The 23,420-nt window shown below is 55.9% G+C and carries 3 protein-coding genes and 4 pseudogenes; all 7 read right to left on the minus strand.

Going from position 1 to position 23,420, the window contains the following annotated elements; genetic code table 11:
* Window positions 1-159 precede the first annotated feature (159 nt).
* On the minus strand, window positions 160-7,233 hold the full coding sequence (locus FGI41_RS01895; RefSeq protein WP_139488194.1) for an SDR family NAD(P)-dependent oxidoreductase: 7,074 nt from the start codon (window positions 7,231-7,233) through the stop codon (window positions 160-162).
* The gene (locus FGI41_RS01900) at window positions 7,230-7,997 is read right to left on the minus strand and encodes a ParA family protein (protein ID WP_139488195.1); all 768 of its coding nucleotides are present in this window, start codon (window positions 7,995-7,997) and stop codon (window positions 7,230-7,232) included. The genes FGI41_RS01895 and FGI41_RS01900 overlap by 4 nt, the downstream gene beginning before the upstream one ends.
* Before the next feature lie 11 nt (window positions 7,998-8,008).
* A pseudogene (locus tag FGI41_RS25740) lies at window positions 8,009-10,096 on the minus strand (type I polyketide synthase); the annotation flags it as partial.
* A 114-nt stretch (window positions 10,097-10,210) separates the two neighbouring features.
* A pseudogene (locus FGI41_RS25745) lies at window positions 10,211-11,386 on the minus strand (phosphopantetheine-binding protein); the annotation flags it as partial.
* 7 nt (window positions 11,387-11,393) lie between these two features.
* On the minus strand, window positions 11,394-12,518 hold the full coding sequence (locus tag FGI41_RS25750; RefSeq protein ID WP_438358003.1) for a polyketide synthase: 1,125 nt from the start codon (window positions 12,516-12,518) through the stop codon (window positions 11,394-11,396).
* 195 nt (window positions 12,519-12,713) lie between these two features.
* Window positions 12,714-19,658, minus strand: a pseudogene (locus FGI41_RS25755) (SDR family NAD(P)-dependent oxidoreductase); the annotation flags it as partial.
* A gap of 381 nt (window positions 19,659-20,039) precedes the next feature.
* Window positions 20,040-23,411: pseudogene (locus FGI41_RS25760) on the minus strand (SDR family NAD(P)-dependent oxidoreductase); the annotation flags it as partial.
* Window positions 23,412-23,420: the final 9 nt, after the last annotated feature.

A 23,420-nucleotide genomic window follows, 5' to 3' on the forward strand; every position in this document is an offset into this window, starting at 1 on the left:
TATGGAAAAACAGCGTGTCGGTTAGACTTTTTCGCTGTTGTTGCTTATCTGGTTGTCTAGTCTGTTGCTTTTGTTGTTGAAACAGCTTGGCGGCCTCCTCTGGAGAAAGCTCGCCGTTTTTGATCATTTCGAAGAGATTTCGTTGGTCTGTAGGTTCTGTCATAAGGTCGCGCCCTCCATTAATTGCTCAACTTCATGGATATCCAGTTCGCCGTTTTTCAACCGTTGGAACAGATCGATCAGGCCGTTGCGGTTATTGAGGGACTCTTTTACTTCTTTCACGGAAAAATCGCGCATGGTCACCAGTACGTGGCCGGATTCGTCGACCAGCTGGACGTGGAAGCTCATCATGCCGCTATTCGTGCTGTGCGGTTCTCTGGCAAACGTCGCATAGGCGTAGCAGGTCTGCGGCAGCTCGCCGTTCCACGTCAGTGCACCGAGCGCCATCGGGATGTAGAGCGCGCCTGCAGTTGGGCCGATCAGCCCAGCGACAGTCTGCAGAGCACCGTCCATCAGGCTTGGGTGCAGCAGGAAACGGTCAAAATCGGTACGGACACTTGCCGGAAGCTGGATCAGAGACAGGGCTTCTGTATCATTGGCTCTCAGCTCCTCAATCGGCTGGAAGGCTGGGCCATAGCCGAAGCCGACGACGGTGAGGTCTTGGTAGCACTCGTGCTTCGACTTGACCGTCGTGCAACGCTCGCGGATGTCGTCGAGATCGATCCAGCTTGGCAGATTGGATTCGATCTGCTCGAAGCTGACCTTGCCCTGCCCGTGTACGGTGATGTTGTCCTGTTCATCAAGGGTGAACACCTCGAAGTCTGCGGCATCCCCGTCCGGATAGAGATGGAGATGGACTTCTGCCCCAGGTTGTCCGGGCGCCGTACCTACACTATCGTCTGTCAGCATGATCGGTTTCGACCACATCACATTGCGGATGTGACCGACACTCTGCTCGGCTGCAAGCTCGGTGGCGATGCGGGCCATCTCGAGATAGGCGACACCAGGCAGTACCTTCTGCCCGTTGACAACATGATCGCGGAGGAAAAATTCATTCCCGGTGAACGTACTGCTGAAGCGCTGGGTCGTAAAGGTCGACGTATTGCGCCCGACCAGCGGGTGAAGCTTGGCTTCGCCCTGACCACCCACTCCGGCAAGTGCTCCTGCGTCGAGGTCGATCCAGTAGCTTTCGCGAGCGAACGGGTAGGTCGGAAGCGAGGTGCGGTACGGGAGGACACCCTCGTTCGGGCCGGTATAGAGGCGCTCCCAGCGGATGGTCATGCCAGACACCCAGAGCTGGGCTAGCTTGGTTAATTTGCGCTCGTGGATGATCACGCTGATGAACTCTTCGCCTTCCGCGCCGCTGAACAGATGCTCCCACTTTTCCGCGTCTTGCTTGCTGTTGCCTGTGTAGATCGCTTGGCCCTTGGTCTTGCCTTGAGCGAACAGGCCGAGCTTCTCGCTCAGCTCCTGCGGAGTGGATGCGACGATGGCGAGGCGTTCTTCCATCTCTTCACGGCCGACCTGTAGGGTGTAGGCGATGTTGGTCAACGAGTGGCTTGTACGTGTATCCGACTGATCGAGGAACGCGCGGAAGTTCTGTGCTTGCTCCATCAGGCGGGCACGGTCTTTGGCGGAGAAAATGAACAGGTGCGGGACGTTGTTGGCTTGCGGAGCATTCGTGTTGCCTTGTGGAGCTTCCGATGAGTCACTTACGGCCCCATGCCCTGCTCCTGTGTACTCTTCCACTATGATATGGGCGTTCGAACCACCAAACCCAAACGAGCTGATCCCCGCGCGGCGCGGAATCTCGTTGCCCGCCACGTCTGTCAGCCGATCCCATGTTTTTTGTTCATCTACGATGTAGAATGGTGAGTTTTTCAGATCGATATATGGATTCATCTTGTCAAAATGAAGCGTGCGCGGCAGGACACCGTGTTGCATCGACAGGATGATCTTCATCAAGCCCGCGATCCCAGAGGCTGGCTCCAAGTGACCGATGTTGGTCTTGACGGAGCCGAGGCCGCAGTATCCATGACGGTTGGCAGCTTGCGGGTCTTGGCGGCTCAGTTCGTTAAAGGCTTTTTTCAGCCCGTCGATCTCGACCGGATCGCCCAGCTCTGTGCCTGTGCCGTGGGCTTCGATGTACGAAACCGTGCTGGGGCTAAGTCCCGCGTCCTCATAGGCTTTGACCAAAAGTGCCGCCTGCGCGTCGGAATTCGGCGCGGTGAGCGAGTTGGCTTTGCCGCCGTGATTGACGGCTGTACCCTGGATGACGGCGTAGATGTGGTCTCGGTCGGCAATCGCTTGGGACAGCGGCTTGATCAGCAGGACGCCGACCCCTTCGCCGCGGACATATCCGTTGGCACGGGAGTCGAAGGTCTTGCATTTGCCGTCTGGGGAAAGCACGCCAAGCTCGCCGACGGTCTGATAGGTATGCGGGGAGAGCAGGAGGCTGACCCCGCCCGCGATAGCCAGCTCACATTCGCCGTTTTGTATCGCTTTGACGGCACGGTGGATGGCGACGGAGCTAGACGAGCAGGCCGTGTCTACGACTTCACTTGGGCCGCGCAGGTTGAGCAGGTACGAGACGCGGTTGGAGATCAGCGCGATTTCATTGCCTGTGGCAATCTGCTGGTGGCGTAGGTGGCTGAGCCGTTCGCGGTAGTCGGAGAACTGCACGCCTGTGAAGACCCCAACCGATTGACCCGAGAATTGGCTTGCCTTGTAGCCTGCATTCTCGATAGTTTTCCAGACATTTTCCAGATAAAGACGCTGCTGCGGGTCCATCAGCTCCGCTTCTTTTGGCGAGATATTGAAAAAGAGCGGGTCGAACTTGTCCACATCGGTGATAAAACCGCCATAGCGAAGTGCCGAATGGTCGCCGTACTGGGTGTGATCCCAGCGATCGGACGGGATTTCGCTGATCAGGTCTTTTTCTGCCTGCAGGTTGTGCCAGAAGTGGTTCAGATCCGCAGAGCCTGGGAAAACGCCGCTGATCCCGATGATTGCGACCGGCTCTTTGGTCTGGCGGCGGACGGTGCTGGATGTGCCTTCGCCAGATTGGGAAGATTGGCTCGCCGTACGGTAACGCGGGTCGAGCAGCTTATATGGAGCGATGACGGGAATGTCGCTGTAACGATTGTTTTGGTTGGAATCTTCGGTTGCGCCTTCGGGAGACTTCTCTGATGCTCCCTCTGTGGATGCTTCCTCTTCTACCTCTACTTCCACCCACTCTTCCACAGTCTGCTCTCCGCCCTCTTTTTGATAGAAAGCGGTCAGCTCAGCGCTGAACTCATCCAGCAGATATTGGCGGATCGCTTGGATAGAGCTGTGGGCAAAAAAGACGGTCGGTGACAGCTCAAAACCATAGGTGTCCCCGATGAGGATCGCCAGCTCTTTGAGGTTGATCGAGTCGAAGCCGTAGTTGCCAAGGTTTTCGGTGATGTCCATGTCGTCTGGGTTCATTTTGAGCAGCGAAGCGGCTTGGGTGCGGACCTCGGTTTCTACCAGATGCTCTGGGGCGGTTCGCTCGGCTTGAGTGGTGGTGACGGTGCGTTTGACCAGCTTTTTGACCTTGGTTTTGGCGGGTTCTTGCGGTTGCGCCTGTCCCATCACCGGCTCAATCCCAAGCACCCGTCTCAGGCGGTTAGGTATCCCGACCATGATGACAACTCGGGAGACACCCCCCGCGAGAATCTGTTCAAAAGCCGCAAGCCCGCTCTCGGTCTCCAGATAAGCCATGCCGGATGTCTGCAGGTATTGTTCTTCTTCTGCATCACTGCCACCGCCCATCCCGCCTTCGCGCCAGAGCGGCCAGTTGATCGAGATGGTCTGCCCCAGACGGGTACGGTTCTCCCGCAGCTGCTCACGAAAACGAGCGTACGCATCCAAAAAGCGGTTGCCGACCGCATAGTCACACTGACCGAAATCGCCAAGAACAGCAGACGTGGATGAGAACATCACAAAGAAATCCAGCGGCTCGGTCTTGGTCAGCTGATCAAGGATGACGGTTCCGTGGACTTTGGGCTTCAGGGTGGCGGCGAAGGTGCTCCATTCTTTTTCGGTAATACGCAGGTCGCCGACATTGCCTGCGGCGTGAATAACACCGTTGATCGGGCCGAATTTTTCACGAGTGGTGAGGATGACCTGCTGCATCTCGTCCAGACTGTCGGCATTGGCTTGCAGGTACAGGACATCGGAGCCGAAAATATTCAGCTCTTGAATCGCTTTCCGCTTGGCGTCGGTGAGTTCAGAGCGGCCTGTCAGCACCAGCTTGGCCTGATAGTTTTTCGCCAGATAGCGGGCAAAAAGCAGACCGAGTGCGCCTGCGCCGCCTGTGATCAGATAGACACCGTGTTGCTTGGGCGCGATACCTGAGAGACTAGCAGGTGTTGCTTCTTTATATTGTCTGATATACCGTTCGCCATTCTCGTAGCGTATTTCGCTTGGATAGGTGACGGCGTGGTTCGCCAGTTCTTCAATCAAGGCTTGATTGAGCTGTTCCTGTGTGGCTGGATCATCGCTCACCTGTACCATCGATAGCGCCAGCGTCGGCAGGACAAACCCAAGTGATTTGGCGTAGCCGCTCACCGCTTCGAGGAACGGATTGGGGATCTGTGCCTTTTCGCTGTAGACGACAAGCAGACGGCGAAGTGATCTGGTCTTGGTCTCGTGGATCGCGTGGATCAGGTGAAACAGCGGGTGGACACCCTTGCCAAGCGAGGTCTGGACATAGGAATCAAGCGCCTGTTGGGCGGTCAGCCCGTTCGGCCCGCCTTGGCTGGCTGCTGGGTCGTACGATTGCCAGCGGTGCAGGATGCGCTCTGGTAGCAGATTGCGTCCGGCGAGATGCTGGAGAAGCCAGATGTAGTCCTCCTTGTTTTCTGGATCGATCTCGTAGGTGTGGCTGTCGAGCTGGGCAAAAGCGGTGCCCGGTTTGACCAATATGGCTTGGATTGGTTGAGTCTGGCTGTCCGCGTTGGACTGGAGCGCGGTCTGGATGCTCAGAAACAGCGTATCGTCGGTGTCGAACAGCACGATCGGGCCGGAAAAAGCGGTTCGTCTGGTGGTGACGGCTGATTTTGGTGGTTCTGCTGTCTCGGACTCAGTAAACGGAGTTCTGACCCATTCGCTGGTGAAATACATGAGTTCCGGCTGGTTGGAACCTCCTGTGATGCTTGGTACTAAGCTGTTCTGATCACCTCGGGCTGTTCGGTTACTGCCCTGTAAATCTGGATTCGTATGAGAGCTACCAATATAAGCGGGCTGAACCTCCCACAGCGTCAGACCTTGGAATCGCGCAACCACAATGCCCTTTTCATCGGTGAGAGTGATGTCGCAGGTCGCATCCGTCCTACCCACAAGCGGGTTGGAGTTGGTGCCTCCCACGCCATTTTTACTCTTGGTCATGTAGGCGTAGCATTCACGCGGGAGAGCTCTGTATATCTCTGCTTGCTTCATTGCAATCGGGATGATCCGCTGATTAGCGTGAGCTTCGAATCCCCCTGCATTCTTTTCACTGTGGATAAAACCACCAGCCACCTGCTGAACCGCTTCCAGCAATACAGGATGGAGGGTGAACGCTTGCTCTTCCGTCTGTGCCACAGCCCTTATCCCGTTCGAATCTGCCAGCTCCTCCGGCAGACTGAGCCGGGCCAAAAGCTCCGCTCCATCGGTCAAGATCTCAGCAACCGCTGCGTGTCCGGATGTTCCACTCCCCATTCCAGAGGCGAGACGGGCATGGATCGTACCAAGTTCAATATGCTCAGGCGTCAGTTGCTCGCTGTCGGTGACATAGCGGATTTGACCTTGTGCGTGAATCGTGCGTTTTTCTTGGGGTTTCGCGGTGCTGATCTGGAACACTAAGCCGTCGTGCTCCGGATACAGGCTCAGCTGGATCTCTTGCGGCTGTTGCGCCTCGTCCCACTCGATCGGCTGAGCCCAGCGCAGATCGGTCAACGAGTGCACGGTTCCTTCTTCAGCAAGCATGGCGGCGGCGTATGCCATTTCGAGATACGTGAGTCCGGCGAGGGTGTCTGCCCCCTGCCCTTTTGTGAAAAATGGCTCCTGTCCTTTCAGTCTGCTCGTGAACTTCTGTTCTCTGACCGTCGAAGTGTTGGTGTGCACCAATGGGTGAAGCTTGGCGGTCTCGCCGGGAGTTATTTGGGTGGTGCCATTTTGGCTGTGTGCTTGTGGAGAATTCGGAGCAGCGGGTTTCGTGGCTGGCTCTGGAATCCAGTAGCGGTCTTTGGCGAACGGATAGGTCGGCATGCTGATGCGGTGGTAATCGGTATGGAGATAAAGACTTTTCCAGTCGATATCGTAGCCGCTGAGATAAAATGTCGCCAACGCAGTCAACTGATTCGAATATTCTGCCAAATGAGCCGCTTCAGGTCGCTGGATGGTGTGGAGCAGGTTGTCCAGCTCTTCATAAGCATTTTTTGGCTGGGCGATCAGGGTTTTGCGTTTTTCGAGTTCAGTCGCCAGATGCTCGGGTTGGTTGAGCAGTGCTACTTTTGCCTTGAGCTCACCGATGGTCTGCGCGACGAAGGTGATCCGCACGGAAAAATGGCTGCGGCCGACGAGCATGGTGTAGGAAATGTCGCCCGGACGGTGCTGATCTCCCGATTTTTCCAGCCAAGTATGCACGTCAGCGAGCTTGGTCTTGAGAGCTGCTTCGTTTTTGGCAGAGAGCGCGAAAAGGAAGCAGGCATGCTCGATGGTGGACTGGGTGGTCGGGATCGGTGATTCTTCACGTTCTGGGGTGGCGGCTATGCTTGCCTGCTGTTTTTGTTGTGGAGCGGCTTCGTCTGCTTCGGTCGTCACCACGGCGTCTGCTTGTGTTGGTTCCTGACCTTCCTCGAGCACCACCTCGACTTCCGTCTCACTCGAACTCCCCGTTAGAATTACCTGCTGTTTCAGAGACTCACTCTCCGTCTGCTCTTCAGCCTGCTTTTCCTCTGGCTTCATTGTCCCTGCTGTTGCCAAAGACTGCTCTGACTCCAGCGCGTCCACTCCATCGTCTGCCTCTTTGACCTCTTTAACCTTATTGGCATCATCGGACTCTGTGACCGCTTTTGTCGTTGTCTCTTTCTTCGCTTTTTTGCTGGATGCGGCTCGTTTCTTCGGTGTTTTCGCTTGGGGTTGCGGGCTGTCGGATGACGGTTCGTTGGTGGTCTGGCGAATCCAGCTCAAAGGGTTATTGCCTAAACGATTATTCTTTTTTGTCATACCTTAGCTAACCCCCCACTCATCAATTCTTGACAAAGCTCAGCGTAATCCCTGGCTCCCGTGCTGTTGGGCTTGTATGTGAAAATGTCTTGCCCGAAGCTTGGGGCTTCAGCCAGCGCGACATTGCTTCTAATGAAGGTTTGGAATAATTGATCACCAAAATGATTGCGGATCACATCGACGACTTCCCGTTGCAGGCGCTGGCGGGCATCGTACTTGGTGATCACGATCCCGGCGATTCGCAGCGCGGCATTCAGTCGTTCCCGGACGATCTCGATTGTCTCAAACAGGTAGCTCATCGCGTCAAGCGGCAGGTACTCCGCCTGCATCGGGATGAGAATTTCATCGGAGGCGGTCAGGGCGTTGACGGTAAGCAAGCCGAGGTTGGGCGGGCAGTCGATCAGGATGAAGTCGTAGTCGTCCTGTACGGTTGCCAGCAGGCTTTTGAGCAACGCTTCCCGTCCGGCGGTCAAAGACAGCTCGGCGTCGGCTCCGGAGAGTGAGACGGAGGATGGGAGCATCGGGATGCCATTGCGCTCGATCATCACATCGTCCCACTCCGCCTCCCCCTTGAGCAGGTCGTACAGGGTATAGGTAAGCGTCCGGTGCTGTACACCCACAGCGGACGTCAGGCTGGCCTGGGGATCGAGGTCAACGAGCAGGACTCGTCTGCCTTGCTGCCGAAGACCTGCGCCGAGGTTGAGCGTGGTAGTGGTTTTGCCCACCCCGCCCTTCTGGTTCATGATGCAGATAATCTTTCCCATAATCGTCACTACCTCTTTTCTGGGGCTTCTTGGATGACCAAGTGACAGTTGGTGCCACTAAAACCAAACGAGCTGACAGCCGCCATACGAGGGATACCGCCTTTCGTCTCCCAATTTTGCAGCTCGGTGTTGACGTAAAAAGGCGTGTCGTTGAAACGGATATGCTCGTTTTCCTGTGCAAAATGAAGCAATGGCGGCAGCTGCTTGTGCTTCATCGCAAGCAGTACCTTGATCACACTGGTCACGCCTGCCGCTGCCGTGGTATGTCCGATGTTGGCCTTGACGGAGCCGATTGCACAGAATTGTTTGTTGGAAGTATAGGTGGAAAAGGCTTCGGTCAATGCCTTGATCTCAATCGGGTCGCCAAGCGGTGTCGCCGTGCCATGTGCTTCGACGTAGCTGATCTGCTCGGGGTTGATCCCGCTGCGGCGGTATACGTCCAGCTCCAGTCTGGTCTGGGACTGCGCGCTCGGTGCGGTGATGCCGTTGGTTTTGCCGTCTTGGTTGACACCTGAGCCTTTGATCACGCCGTAGATGTGGTCACGGTCTTGGATCGCTTGATCGAGTCGCTTGAGTACGATGACACCGACGCCTTCGCTGATCAGCGTGCCATTGGCTTGGTGGTCAAACGTACGCACCCGGCCGTCCGGTGAGAGCATCCCCATTTTACTGGTTCGGATAAAAAGATCCGGTGTAGTCATGATCACGACGCCCCCGGCCAATGCCATGTCACAGTCTTCATTGATGATCGCTTGGCAGGCTTGGTGAATCGCCACGAGTGACGAGGAACAGGCGGTGTCAAGCGAGATCGCAGGGCCTTTTAGATTGAGAAAATAGGAGATACGCGCCGCTAGAATTGACGAAGACATGCCTGCGAAGCCCTCCGAGGTGTTGTCCGCTCCAGTCTGAGCGAGAATTTTGCCATAGTCGCCGGGAGCAGAGCCTACGAACACACCGCATTTGAGGTTGGACAGGGCTTTATCTGAATAGCCCGCATCTTCCAAGGCGTTCCACGATTCCTGCAGGAAAAGGCGCTGCTGCGGGTCCATGAACTCGGCTTCAAATGGTGAGATGTTGAAAAAGAGCGGGTCAAACTTATCGACGTCGCGCAGGAAGCCGCCTTTTCGGCAATAGGTTTTATGCGGGACGCGCGGGTTCTCATCGTAATAGTCGTCGATGTTCCAGCGTTCTTTTGGCACTTCGGTGATGCTTTCCACGCCTTGCACAAGGTTGTTCCAGAGCTCATCCACGGTGTCCGCGCCTGGGAAACGGCCTGCGATGCCGATGATGGCGATGTCCGTCGTGGTTGGACGCGGTGTGTGGTCTGCTGGCTGGGTGGATGGTGCGGTATTAGTGTGGCTTGTGTTGTAGCTCGGGGTTGGGTTCGGATTCTTCCCAGATTGTTGCCCGGTATATGATGCCGCTGTGGAGACTGGCGTGATCGTCGTTGGTGCGGGTTTCGCTGTTGTGACGGGTGTAATCGTCGTCGGTGCGGATTTCGCTGTCGTGACGGGTGTGATCGTCGTCGGTGCGGATTTCGCTGTTGTGACGGGTGTAATCGTCGTCGGTGCGGGTGTCGCTGTTGTGACGGGTGTAATCGTCGTCGGTACGGGTTTCGCTGTTGCGACGGGCGCGATGTCTATGGTTGATTGTGTTGGCTGTGTAAGATTAGTTGGTCTTGCTGGATCAATTGCGGATGTGGATACTGGTTCACATACAGGCCTTGATTGTTGCTGGAGCCGTATTTTGGTTCGTGCCTGCCCAGTGACTGGGGTGTGGGTGGATGCTTGGGCGGCTGTGGTAAGGATGACCCGGCCACTAGAGGAGCGGGTGATCAGAGATGGTGCTGGGTGTGGTGTTACTTGGGATTGGGTGATCGCCGTGTTGCTCTGACCAATAGTCCCGGTCTGTGGAGCTGACGTTGTTTGCTGTGTGAAAAGCGGCGACTGCCCGAAAATTTCCGCAACGTTGATAATCCCCGTGTCTGATAAAGGTGCTTGAGTTGAAGACTCGATTGGCTCTTGCGCGAAAATAGAAGCGAAAGCCGAAGCTGGCGCTTGAACTGTTGGTGAAACCGAATTTAAAAATTCAGCTACCATTGAAGCTGGCGCAGGAGCAGGAGCCGTATGTAGATTTTCATTTGGATTCCAGCTAAAAGTCGTGACGACTTGTGCTGCCCCAGCCTTTTGGCATTCACGTAAGACGAGTTCCGCAAGCTCGTCGACGGTCGGATGATCGTAGAGGACGACAGCATCCAGATTGAGCTGGTAGGTATTGTTGATGTCACGGACGATCTCTACCCCGCTGATCGAATCGATCCCCATCTCGCGAAAGCTGAGATGAGAGCTGATGTCGGCTTGGGCGAGGTGCAGAACGCCTGCAAGGATGGAGATGATTTGCTGGCGGATACTGGTGATGGTCGGGATTGAAGCGGGAGATGGCGAAATCGGGTTGGATGTATTTGTTGATGCGAACGACTGCGCTTCTGCAAAAACAGGTGGCTCCGTAAATGGCTGTCCTTTTGCAAAAATCGGTGGTTCCGCAAACGGCTGTGCTTGTGCCAAAACGGCCGGTACATCCAAAACCTGTGCTTCTGTACCCGCTGGTGCTGATACCACCGCCTGCTTCCCAGCATCCTTTTCCAACCGCCCCACTACCAGCCCCGTCAACTCATGAATGGTCGGATAATCATACAGCACGACTGCATCCAAGTTAAGTTGAAACACTCTGTTCAGATCGCGGATGATCTCTACCCCGCTGATTGAATCGACGCCCATTTCGCGGAAGCTCAGCGCCAGATCCAGCTCATGGGCCGGGAGATGCAGGACATGGCCTGTGATCTCGATGATCTGCTGGCGAATCTGTGCTTGGGATTGAACGGCTGTTCCCGGCTGGACTTGCTGTACTGGCGTTACTTGCGGTGCTGGTGTTACTTGCGGCGCTGGTGAAACCGCAGAAGCATTCCCCCAGCTCTTCTGCCCTTCACGTACCACTACCTGTGCCAACTCATCTACAGTCGGATAATCGTACAGCACGACCGCATCCAGATTCAGTCCGAAGCGTTGGTTCAGGTCGCGGACGATCTCCACCCCACTGATCGAATCGATACCCATCTCGCGGAAGCTAAGTGCAGGATTCAGCTCACCGGGTGACAGATGCAGAACCGCACCGACGATCTCGCCCACCTGCTCACGAACCTGAGCGGGCAGGAAGCTTGTCTGCTTCCCGCCGCTTACGGTTGTGGTTGGTACTGGTGCCGGTGCCGTTTGCGCTGTGGGCGTACTGTTTTTTTGTTGCAGCAATTGCTTTAACAGCCCGATGGCTTCTTGCTTGCTGATCTGGCCGCTTGCGACCTGCTGATAGATCTCTTGTTCACTTACAAACCGCATACGTTCCTCACACCCTCTTTCTTAATTCCATGGCCTGATCTGGCGTAATGTTGCCACTCTCCAGCTCGGTTAACAGCTGCTCGAAGAACCCGTCGTCCAACACTTCGTCTGGCGCAGGCTGGACTGGTACCGGAGTTGGTGCTGGTGCTGGTTGTTGTGTCGTATGTTTTTCCGGGTTGAGGAAAAATTCAATCCGTTGCTTCACTTCAGGATCATGGAAGGTCTCGCTGTGCATATAACGCTCCCGCTCGATGTACTGCGGCAGCTGGCTCAAGATGCGTCCCGCCAGTTCTTTTTTCAGAACCTTGAGCGAATGGAGCGGCTTGTCGGCAAGTCCGCGTGCGATGCGGAGCGCCTCGGCGAGTACGTCTTGCCCCGGACGGAAAATCACGGAGGCCCCACGGTTGTGCAGCTCGGTTCCGACGAAGGATTTCGCGGTCAGCATCATTTCAGTGGCGACGTTTCTGCCTAATTTTTCACTTAAAATGAACGTTGCACCCATCCCCGGCGTAAATCCAAATTTCATAAACACGGCGGTATAGACGGATTCCTCGGACATGACAACGATATCGGAATAGAGGCCAAACAGCAGCCCGCCGCCCGAAGCGTGGCCTTGGATCGCGGCGATGACTGGGATTTCGGTCTCCAGCAGTCCGCGGTACATGAACGGGAAGTCGGTGAAGTTGGCTTTTTTGTCAGCGATGTCGTGGAGGGTGTCTGGTGTGCCGCCCATGGAAAAGATTTTGTCGTAACCTGTGACAATGATCGCCTTGATGCCTGGCATGCGGCGGATCTGGTCAAACTTGGTCATCAGCCCGCGGACGATCTGGTCGGAGAACATGTTTTTGTTCACACGGTCCTGCATGCGGACGATGGCGATCTGGTTGTCGATGATCTCAAGCGTGACCTCGTCGCCATGGTACGGTTGGAATGGTTCGTCGAGCGCTGGGGTCAATGCTTGGATTTGGTTATTTGCTTGGGAGCTGGTTTGTGCATAGTCGCTGGTGCTGAACGTCTCTGGCACACTTCGATGTCCCTCTGCTCCGATTGCTGTCTGTGTTCCATATGTCACAGGCGCTGGAGCTCCACTCGCCACCTGCTGTCCGCTCGCTTTTCCGAGGTAGTTCTCCACCCAGTAGCGCTTCTTCGCAAATGGATAAGTCGGAAGCGTGATGATGCTCGCGTCCGTGCCTGCAAAAAGCGGCTTCCAGTCGATGGTGAGACCTGCAGCCCACAGCTCAGCAAGCTTGGTAAGCTGTTTGGCAGGCAGCAGTTGTTGAACCGTTGCTGGATCAAAGCTATCAAGATCGATACCGCCTTCCCGACGGACGCGGGTGTTGCCTGTATAGATGCCTGTTCCTCCCGCCGTCATCGTGCCTAGATCGTCGGTGAGGTAGCGGGTCAGTTGTTCTTTCAGCTGGTCGGCGTCAGCGAAAACGAACGCCACTCGCTCCTCCATCGCTTCACGGCCAGTATGGAGCGTGTAAGCGAGATCGGCGAGACGAGGTGCTGACGCTGGGTTTTGTGTTGCTTGGTTGAGGTATTGGATGAAGTCAAACGCGTATTCTTTTAACCGCTCTTCATTACGTGCAGAGAGTGTGAATACCCATGGACCGCGCTGTTCCTGTACGGTCTGTGCACCAGAACCAGATGCAAAAACAGTGGTTGCGACAGGCTGCTGATATTCCTCCACCACCAGATGCACGTTCACCCCACCTGCACCAAACGAGCTGATTCCTGCGCGGCGCGGTACTTGTGTCTGCACGCCATCTACGTAAACAACCGGCTGTTGCCACTCGGTCAGCTGTTGCTGTACATAGAACGGAGAATCCTCGAACTTGATGTTCGGGTTGAGTGTCGCCGAGTGCAGAGACGGTGCGATTTGACGGTGCTTCATCTGAAGCAGCACCTTGGTCAAGGCCGCAATTCCCGCCGCTGATTCGAGGTGACCGATGTTGGATTTGACCGAGCCGATCGAGCAGAATGACTTGTCGCTGGTGGTCTCCCCGAAGGCTTTGTTCAATCCGGCAATCTCAATCGGGTCGCCGAGCGAGGTGCCCGTGCCATGTGCCTCGATATAGCTGATCGTGCGCGGGTCGACGCCTGCCTGCTTGAGCGCTTTGGAGATCGACCTGCCTTGCTGGGTCGGGTCCGGTACGGTGTAGCCGTTGGTTTTGCCGCCGTGGGTCATGGCCGATCCTTTGATCACGCCGTGGATACGGTCGCCGTCTGCAATCGCTTTGGACAGCGGCTTGAGCAGGACAGCCCCCACACCTTCACCCGGTACATAGCCGTCTCCACCTTCGCCGAAGCTGCGGCAGCGTCCGTCCGTGGAGACGAATTTGCCTTGGGACAGCAGGATGTATTTGTTCGGATGAATCGACAGGTTGACCCCTCCCGCAACCGCGATGTCGCTCTCCCCTGTCCGCAGGCTTTGGCAAGCGAGATGGATCGCGGTAAAAGCGGACGAGCACATCGTATCCACCGCGATGCTTGGGCCGTGCAGGTCGAGATAGTAGGAGACACGGTTGGCGACAGATGCAAAAGAGGAGCTGAGCGCGGTCACATTGCCCCTAAGCGATTCCTCTGCGCCGAACAGCTGGTAATGACCGTACATGACCCCGACGAACACACCGACTTCCTTCTGATTCAGGCGGTTTTTGGTATAGCCCGCATCTTCGATTGCCTGCCATGCCGTCTGCAGGAAAAGACGCTCCTGCGGGTCGATCCAAGCTGCTTCTTTTGGCGAAATATTAAAAAACAGCGGGTCGAACTTGTCCACATCGTCGATAAAGCCGCCCCATTTGGAGTAGGCTGAGCCGCTCGCATTTTTATCTGGATTGAAAAATTGGCGGTAATCCCAACGGTCTGACGGGATTTCGGTAATGCAGTCACGCCCTGTTCGAAGATTGTTCCAGAACTCGTCGAGGTTGGATGCCATCGGGTAGCGTCCGCTGATGCCGATGATAGCGATGTCTTCGAGCTTGGAGGCTGCTTGGGTTGGCCCACTGTATGTTGTTCCTTGGGCAGTAGCTGCCACTTGGTCGGCCGATGCGGTCATCGGTTCTGTATGATGGGCAAAACGGCTGCGTCTCGGACGGGTTGAGAATGGTTCGGTTGCGAGAGTCTCTTCTTCGCGGTGAACAGGTTCCCCGATTCGGTCTGTCCGGTTAGGTTCTGACGCAGGCTGGACGTTCACGGTTGGCTGAGCGTTACGCGTGTTGGATGAATCTGCTGTTGCTCCCGCCTTTTTCACACCGAACATCTCTGCCAGCTTCTCCCCGTGCTTTTCGGTAAAATACTCGGTCAGCTCGCTTAGACTGCGGTATTCGAAGAACAGCGTCTTCGGCAATTCTCCAAAATGATTCTCCAGCTCACGGGTCAGCCCGATGATCATCACGGAGTCGATGCCGTACGATTCCAATGCTTCGTCGGCGTCGATGCGGGCGACTGGGATGCGGAGGATTTTGGACAGTGTTTCTTTGAGGAAATGGACGGTATGGCTGGTGACAGTCGCTAGGTCTTGTTCGGCAAGTTCGTTGCTGTCGGCTGATCCGTTGGTGGATGCGATGCCAGCAGATGTCGTACCAGCTGTGGACGCGGCTTGTGCATGGGTTGGGTTCGCAGACGCTGTAACTGAATCAGCTTGTTCCCCGACCGCCTCCTCAGCTCCCGCCACATGCAAGACCTTACGCAGTTTATGTGCCTCCCCTGTGAGTACCATCAGCTGGCTGACAGAGGAGCGTAATCCATGTTCAAATGCGGCCAAGCCCATCTCTGCGCTGAGCGGTACGAGACCCCATGCGTCTTGAAGCTGCTTTTGCGACTCGGCATCGATCTGCATCCCGCCGTCCTTCCACAGCGGCCAGTTGAGCGCTAATGTACGTCCAGGGCGGCCCAGGCTGGTGCGGAGTGCGGCGTAATGATCCATGAAGCTGTTGCCGCTTGCGTAGTCGCATTGACCGACATTACCGATTACGCCTGCAAGTGAGGAGAACATGACGAAAAAGTCGAGCGGCATCTCCTGTGTCGCTTCATCCAGCCAGATCGTTCCCAGCACCTTAGGCGCGAGCACGGCCTCCATCTCTTCTTTTGTCTTCTTGATGATAAAGTTGTCGCGGATCACTCCTGCGCTGTGGATAATGCCGTGGAGTGTCTGATGACTGCTCTTGATCTGGGCCATCAGCTGCTCCACGTCCTCGCGCTTGGAGACATCGGAGCGGATGTATTGGACGAAGCTTCCACGGGCACGTAGCTGGGCGAGCTTGGCTTCTTTGTCCGGACTGAGTCGGGAGCGCCCGGTCAGGATCAGGTTGACCTTGGTCTGACTGCTGAGATATTCGGCAAAAAGAATGCCGAGGCCAGTCGAGCCACCTGTGATGAGGTAGACGCCGTTTTCTTTGACCGGGAGCGGTTGGAGTGCCGAAGTGCCAGCCCCGCCGATCTCTGCCGTGATTCTTACATAGCGATGGGCGCTGTCGTATCGGACAGCCGTCTCGTCCGCGCTCCATCCAGCCAGCTCAGCCAGCACGTTCTCCAGCAGGGTCGGGTCGCTGATGCTTGGCAGGCCGAGAGTCTTGTAGCAGAACTCTGGATTCTCCTGTTGGACCGTCTTGGCAAACCCATGGACGGCGGCATACAGCGGCTGGGTTGTTCCTTTTTCCTTGTAGGCATAGACCAGATGAATCGGATGCTTCGGACGCTGCTCCATGATCGCGCGGGTCAGGTGGAACACGGAGAAAAGACCGTGGGTAAGCTGTGCTTGTAGCCCCTCTTCCGTCGCGGTGAAGCGGTCTTTGGACCACACGTGCAGGATGTGAGTCGGGAGCTTGCCTTGCTGTTTGAGTGCTTCGAGCAGACGCTGGTATTCGGCTGGTTCACTCGGATTGATCGTATATTGTGCATCGCTGATCGCTTCATAGCCTGCCCCCGGCTGAACAAGAATCACTGTTCCTTTTGCCAGATGGGCTTGGATGGCCTGCGTCAGTTCGGAGGTTTGGCTGAGAAGGAGGACGCGTCCCAGAGTATGATCAACCGGGTGGAAAATCGGAGTATCGCGCTTCACCCATTCCTGTTGGAAATAAAGCGTCTCCACTGCGTGCCCAGTACGTGCGGTGCCAGAAGCTTGCGCTTGGTACGAGGCGCGAAGCACGAGACCTTGGAGTCGGATGAGCACGTTGCCTTCAAGGTCGGTGATCGTGACGTTGTACGTTTTATTGCCCGTTGTCTGGGCTGTGCCTGTTGCTTCGATGACATGGGCGTAGCATTGGCTGGTGAGTGTGTCGAGAATCTCCACCTGCCCGATGCCAAATGGCAAGTAGAAGCCTTGCCCATCAGCAAGCTCCGTACCGAGCAGTCCCGCGACGGTCTGTAGGGCACCGTCCATCAAGGTTGGATGCAGGACGAACTCACGGAAGCTGTCTGCCACCTGTGCCGGAAGCTCCAAGAGTGCAATCGCCTCGGACTGACCTCTGTGCAGCACGGTGACTGGCTGGAAGGTGGAGCCATAGGCGAAGCCTGATTGTAGCAGGGACTTGTAAAAGGCTTCCTTGGTCAGATGCGCCGGACAGCGTGACAGGATCGCGTCGAGATTGAGCTTGGCCGGAAGAGTCGCAGAGCTGGCAGATTCACTCATGTTCATGTCAGCTCTTGCTTTGCTCGTTGCACGGATCAGACCTGTTGCATGTAAAATGCGGCGGTTATCCGTACCTTCTGTGGTGATCTCGAACTCGACTTGCTCCCCTTCTGGATACAGGCTGATCAGGACGTCTTTGCCTGCTTCGTTCTCCCCGACCCTCACCGGACGCAGCCAGTTGATCTGTGTCAGCTGTTTGGCTTCGGTGGAGCGGGTCGCAAGCTTATACGCGGCACGGGCCATCTCGATGTAGACGACACCCGGCAGGATCACCTGTCCGCCGATTACATGGTCGCGCAGGTAGAAGTCTTCGCGGTTCAAGCGTTTGGTGAAGCATTGCTCGTCTAGCGTGGAGGCATTGGTATCGATCAGCGCGTGCAGCTTGGCGCTCGGTGCTGATGTGTGAACGGTGCTGCCTCGTTTGATTTCGTTAATCCAGTAGCGCTCACGCTCGAACGGATAGGTCGGAAGCGTGATGCGGGCTGGTGCCGGATGCCCGTTCAGGCTGTGCCAGTTGATCTGTGCACCGGAGACCCACAGCTCTGCCAGCTGGTTCAGCTCACGGTTGCGCAGGATCGTCTGCAGGAACTCTTCACCCGCCCGTCCGCGCAGGATGCGGTCGATTTTGTCTTTTTGCGTCTTGGTATTGCCTCGGTAGAGTCCAGATGTATTGTGTTTACCTTGGATGAACTGTTGCAGACGCTCGTGTAGCTCCTCGGTGGTCGTAGCGATGATGGCGAGTCGCTCCTCCATGGCATCGCGGCCTGTCTGCAGGGTGTAGGCGATGTCGGCGAGGTTGAGGGCGATGCTGTCGGCGTTTGTGGCAGGCTCCGTTTTTTGCTGGCTCTTCGCTTGGGAATCTGACTGAAGCTGGGTACCTGACTCGGTTCCGATGTCTGATACATGGACATGTTGCTCCAGCTCAGTGCGGTAGTTTTTCAGCAGCTGCTGTTCTAGCGCCTTGATCGAACCTGCTTCAAGCACGAAGCTTGGTTGCAGTCCGAGTCCCCATTTTTCATTCAGCAGGTTCACAAGCTTCGCAAAGCCCACTGGCTCGAGTCCGTAGTTCTCAAACTCTTCGTTTGGATCGATATCGGCGGTATGGATGAGCAGGATCTCCGATACGTGCTGGAGCAGGTCGTGGCGGACTTTTTCGCTGATGGTGGTATCGATATTTCCCGTGACCGTTGCCGCTGGCGTTGCTTTTTGGCTGTCGAGATAGCGGATTAGCCGTTCGGCGTATGCTTTGAGACGGTCTTCGTTCTTCGCGGAGAGGACGATGAGCTGCGGTACCTTCGGCTGTGACCCTGCCTGGCGTACGGTGTCAGCCGATCCGGCCTGTGCTTCGTACTCTTCGATGATGATATGTGCATTGGAACCTCCTGCACCAAAAGAACTGATGCCTGCGCGGCGCGGGTAACGGCGTTCGATGCCGTTTTCGATGATGACAGGTTGTTTCCACTCGGTCAGCTGGTGCTGCACATAAAACGGTGTATCTGCAAAATTAATATTGACGTTCAGCTCGTCAGAATGGAGTGATGGGACGAGCTGCTTGTGCTTGAGCTGGAGCAGGACTTTGGTCAGCTGGGCGATCCCTGCTGCTGACTCCAGATGGCCGATGTTGGACTTGACCGAACCGATGGAGCAGTACTGCTTGTCACGGGTGTATGGGCCAAACGCGCGGGACAGACCGGATATCTCAATCGGGTCACCGAGCGAAGTGCCTGTGCCGTGTGCTTCAAGATAGCTGATCGTGCGCGGGTCGATGCCTGCCTGACGGATGGTTTCGCCGATCACATCGCCTTGGGAGGTAGGGCTTGGGACGTAAAAGCCGCTGCTTTTGCCGCCGTGGTTGAGCGAGCTTCCTTTGACAACGGCGTAGATCTGGTCGCCGTCTGCGATCGCTTTGTGCAACGGCTTGAGCAGGATGGCCCCGACCCCTTCGCCCGGTACGTAGCCGTCTCCGCCTTCACCGAAGCTACGGCAGCGTCCGTCACTGGATGGGAATCGAAGAGAGGCGAGGAACTGGTATTTTTTCGGGTGCAGTGCGATGTTGACACCGCCTGCGATGGCCATCTCGCTTTCGCCGCGACGGATGCTTTCACAGGCCAGATGGATCGCTGTGATGGATGAAGAACACATCGTATCGAGCGCCAGACTCGGGCCGTGCAGATTGAAAAAGTAAGAGACGCGGTTGGCGACCGCTGAGTAGATGGAGCTTGGCGCGACAATTTTGCCGTTGATTTCGGTTTCGAGCAGCTGGTATTGCCCCCACATGACGCCGACGAACACGCCGATGCGTCTTTTCTCGACGCTGGATTTGGTGTAGCCTGCGTCTTCGAATGCCTGGTAAGCGGTCTCGAGGAACAGCCGCTCCTGTGGATCCATGAACTCGGCTTCGCGCGGAGAAATATTGAAGAACAGCGGGTCGAACTTGTCCACGTCGTCGATGAAGCCGCCCCACTTGCTGTAGGAGGTTCCTTCGTGGGCTTTGTCCGGGTGGAAGGTCTCCTCATAATCCCAGCGGTCGCGCGGGATTTCGGTGACGGAGTCCTTGCCTGACCGCAGATTCTGCCAAAACTCGTCCAGATCACGGGCCTGTGGGTAGCGTCCGGAGAGGCCGATGATGGCGATGTCGCCGGAGTAGGCGGTGTGGGCTGGGTAGGTTGGGTAATTGGCAGCGGTTGTGTCAGGACGGGCATGGTCGACAACACTTGAGCGTCCGTACGTTACCGTTGCGGTTGACTCGTTGCTGTCAAGACCGTCACCGTAACTGACAGTCTCTTCCACCACCTCTTCCCACTCTTCCGTCCACACCACTTCCGGCTCGATCCCGAGCACCTGATAGACAGTAGCTGGTTCGCCTTCGATCACGAGCAGGTGCGGGTCTTGGAGTGTCAGCGCGTCTTGGAAAGCTTGGATGCCGTTTTCCGTCGCCAGCGGTACCATGCCCATCTTCGCCTTGAGGAAGGCTTCGCTTGCTTGGTCCACCTGCATCCCGCCATTTTTCCAGAGCGGCCAGTTGACCGAGACACTGCGTCCCTGACGTGTGCCTTGAAGACGCTTCGCTTCGCGCCATTCGGCGAACTGATCCATAAAACGGTTGGCGAATGCGTAATCCGACTGCCCGACATTGCCGATCACCGCTGTGCTTGAAGAGAAGGTGACGAAGAAGTCGAGCGGCTCGCCTGCACTCAGCTCGTCGAGGTAGAGTGTCCCGAAGACTTTTGGCGCGAAAACGGCTTGCATCTCCTCTGTCGTCTTCTTGAAGACAAATGCGTCTCGGATAACGCCTGCGCTGTGGATGATGCCATGGATGGAGCCAAAGCGTTGTTTAGCCTGATCGAACACACGGGCTACTTCGTCGCGCTTTGTCACGTCTGCCGGGATATAAAGCACTTCAGCACCGAGCGCTTCGATGGCTTTGATCTGCTCCGAGGTCTCTGCACGCAGTTCCGATCGTCCTGTGAGCACCAGCTTGGCATTGGCTTGCTGTGCGAGATGCTTGGCAAAAATCAGTCCGAGTCCGCCGAGTCCGCCTGTGATGAGGTAGACGCCGTTGGTTGTGATCGGCAGTGCTTGTGGTGCTTGCAGTAGTTGTGATGCTTGCGCTATGGATTGGCTTGTTGCTGGTTGGCCCGCTGAGGCTTGGGTTTCTGCACCTCTGCTTGACGCGACGGTTTCCATATCGACGGGGTGAATCGTTTTGTGGTAACGCTTGCCAGCTTCATAGCGGATTTCTGTGTTTTTGGATGAGTCGCTGGTGTGTTCACCTTGAATAAACTCTTGCAGCAGAATCTGAGCCGCCCACTCTGGAGATTGGCTGATGGCTTGCAGTTCGAGCTCCACGGTTTTATAGAAGAATTTCGGATTTTCGAATGCAAGCGACTTGGCAAAACCGCTCACTGCACGGTACTGTGGCTGGATTTCTGTGCCATGGGTGATGAGGTAGAGCAGTTGAGCGGCTTCTTTGGGCTTGTTCGCAAGCAGGGTCTGGCTCAGGTGGAAGACGGAGTAGATGCCGCGTTCCAGCTGGGCTTGCAGGGCTTGGCCATCGGCGGTCAAGGCTGAGTGCGACCAGTTGTGGATGATGCGGTGCGGGATCGTCCCCTTCGCCTGTAAGTCGGTCAAAAGTTGGCGGTAGTGCGCCGCATCGGTTGGATTGATCTGATAGGTATGGGTGCCGTGGCTTTGGGCGTTGTCGCCGTTATCTGCTGTGTAGCTCTCCCCCGGTGTGACGAGGATGACTTGGGCTTTGGTGTCACTAGAAACAGTTGCCCCGCGCCCGTTGAGCTGTTCGCGGATAGCGGTGGTCAGCTGGCTGTTCTCATCAAATACGAGAATGTGCTTGGCTGTGCCAGAAGCAATCTGGCTTGCCGCGATATCCTCCCCGATCTCTGCTGCTTCCCATCTCTGGCTGAAATACATCAATGCCGTGTCATCGTTCGAATCAACAGCAGCAGCCACCTGTGGAGTGGCATCCAGAAGACTCAAATAATTGTCGCCGTACTGCTCAGCCAGATGACCAGCCAGCTCACGGACGTTGGTATATTCGAACAGCAGCGTCGGATAGAGCTGGATGCCCAATTTGTTCTCCAGATTCTGTACAAGCATCAGCAGGTTGCCAGACTCCAGCCCCTGGTCGTAGTAGCCTGCTTCGATATCCACCTGTTCAGCTGAGATCTGAGTCGCTTCGCCGATCATCTGGCACAGGTCTGCTTGGATGAACGCCAACAGATCCGCTTGGTTGAATGCACTTTGCGGGGTGGCTGAGGTTTGGCCAGATGCTTTTTTCACCGTTTTGAAAAGTGGGGTTTGGGTGGTAGTCGCTTTTTTCACCTTGCGTAGGGTGGTTGGCTGGCTTGCGATTGCTTGGGTATTGCTATTGGCAGTAGGTTGTTGGCTTGCATCGACATTGCTGTAAGTATTGGCGCTTTTGTCTGCATGGAAATCGGAGTGTCCTTGAAGGCTAGTAGAACTAGACTCAGCATGGGCACCCGAGCCTGCTTGGTAGCTCCCCACTGCCCCAACGCCGCCTGCCAGCACCTGATATTTGTCTCCGTATGTCTCCGCGAGATGGCCTGTCAGTTCGCGAATGTTCGTGTATTCGAACAAAAGAGTCGGATATAGCTGTATGTTCAGCTTGCTCTCCAGATTTTGCACGAGTGTCAGCAGGTTGCCGGATTCCAGCCCCTGATCATAATAGCCTGCTTCCACATCCACCTGATCGGCTGGAACGTCAATCGTCTCGCCGATCATCTGGCGAAGGTCGTTTTCGATGAACTGACGCAGGTCGGCTTCACTGAGAGTGAATGCCTGCGGTGGGTTTGACGGAGTTGGCGCTCCTGATCCTTGTGGATGACTAGCCGAAGCTGCCTTTTCAGAACGGTGCGGTTGGTTGCCCGTTGCAGTGATCTCACTGACCGGACGCTCCACCGCTTTCGTTCCTTGCACAGACATGGATTGATCTGCCATCCCCGCCGCTTCCTGTGCCTTGATCTGACTCAGATTCTCCACCCGCTCCAGATTCTTCATCAGCCCCTTCGTCCGCACGCGCTTGTAAGAGAGCTTGTCAAAATCAACCAACAGCTCCCCTTTTTCGCTGTAAATCTGGATATACTCACTCTTGATATCCTCAGACGACGTACGATCCTCATGCTGACGGATGTAGACATACACCTTTTCGCCGAGACGACCGCTTGCCCGGAAGCTGCGGATGTGCATCGGGATGAATGGTGTCGGCTCGTCAATCCCTGCAATGCTGTGCTCGAATTGGGACAGGAATGGCACACAGGTGGACGAATCGAGGTAGGCCGGGTGCAGTTCGGCGTGCTTGAGATATTTTTGTGCCAGCTTGCTGAGGGTCTGCTCCGCCAGCAAAAAGTCGCGGCCACGGTAGATCGTGCCGTTGGGCTTCATGAACTCATAGTGGTCGATATCGATCTTGCGGGCGTATTTGTACGCCTCATCCATGTCAAAGGTCTCGGTGGCGGCGCGCTTGAAGTGGTCGATGTCGAGCGTCTGTACTTTTGGCGCAAGACCGGTGTGAACCTCGCACTGGAAGTTCTCCACCCACTCTGGATTGATGATGTGGCTGCCTTTTACCTTGATGCTGCGGGCGGTCAAAAGGCCCGAACCGTTGGGCCCCTTGCGCAGCGAGATTTCGATCTGTTTGTCAAACTGTTCGGTTGTAGCGATCGGTTCCTTGAACAGAAGATTGCGCAGCTCCACCGAGGCGAGGTCGTAGCCTTCTGCTTTGAGCGCTTTGTAGACCATGTCCAAAAAAGTGACGCCGGGCATAATCCGAACCTTGTGTACGCGATGGTCTCTGACGATATAGTCGTGGTTATGCATGATGACCGAGAAGGTAAACTCTTGATTTGAACTCATGGGATCCCT

It is taken from the genome of Brevibacillus dissolubilis (genome assembly GCF_006170445.1).
GTDB lineage: Bacteria > Bacillota > Bacilli > Brevibacillales > Brevibacillaceae > Brevibacillus_B > Brevibacillus_B dissolubilis.

Coding starts and splice junctions, on each gene's coding strand:
- FGI41_RS01895 (WP_139488194.1), bottom strand. CDS start 7,233: ATGACAAAAAAGAATAATCGTTTAGGCAATAACCCTTTGAGCTGGATT.
- FGI41_RS01900 (WP_139488195.1), bottom strand. CDS start 7,997: ATGGGAAAGATTATCTGCATCATGAACCAGAAGGGCGGGGTGGGCAAA.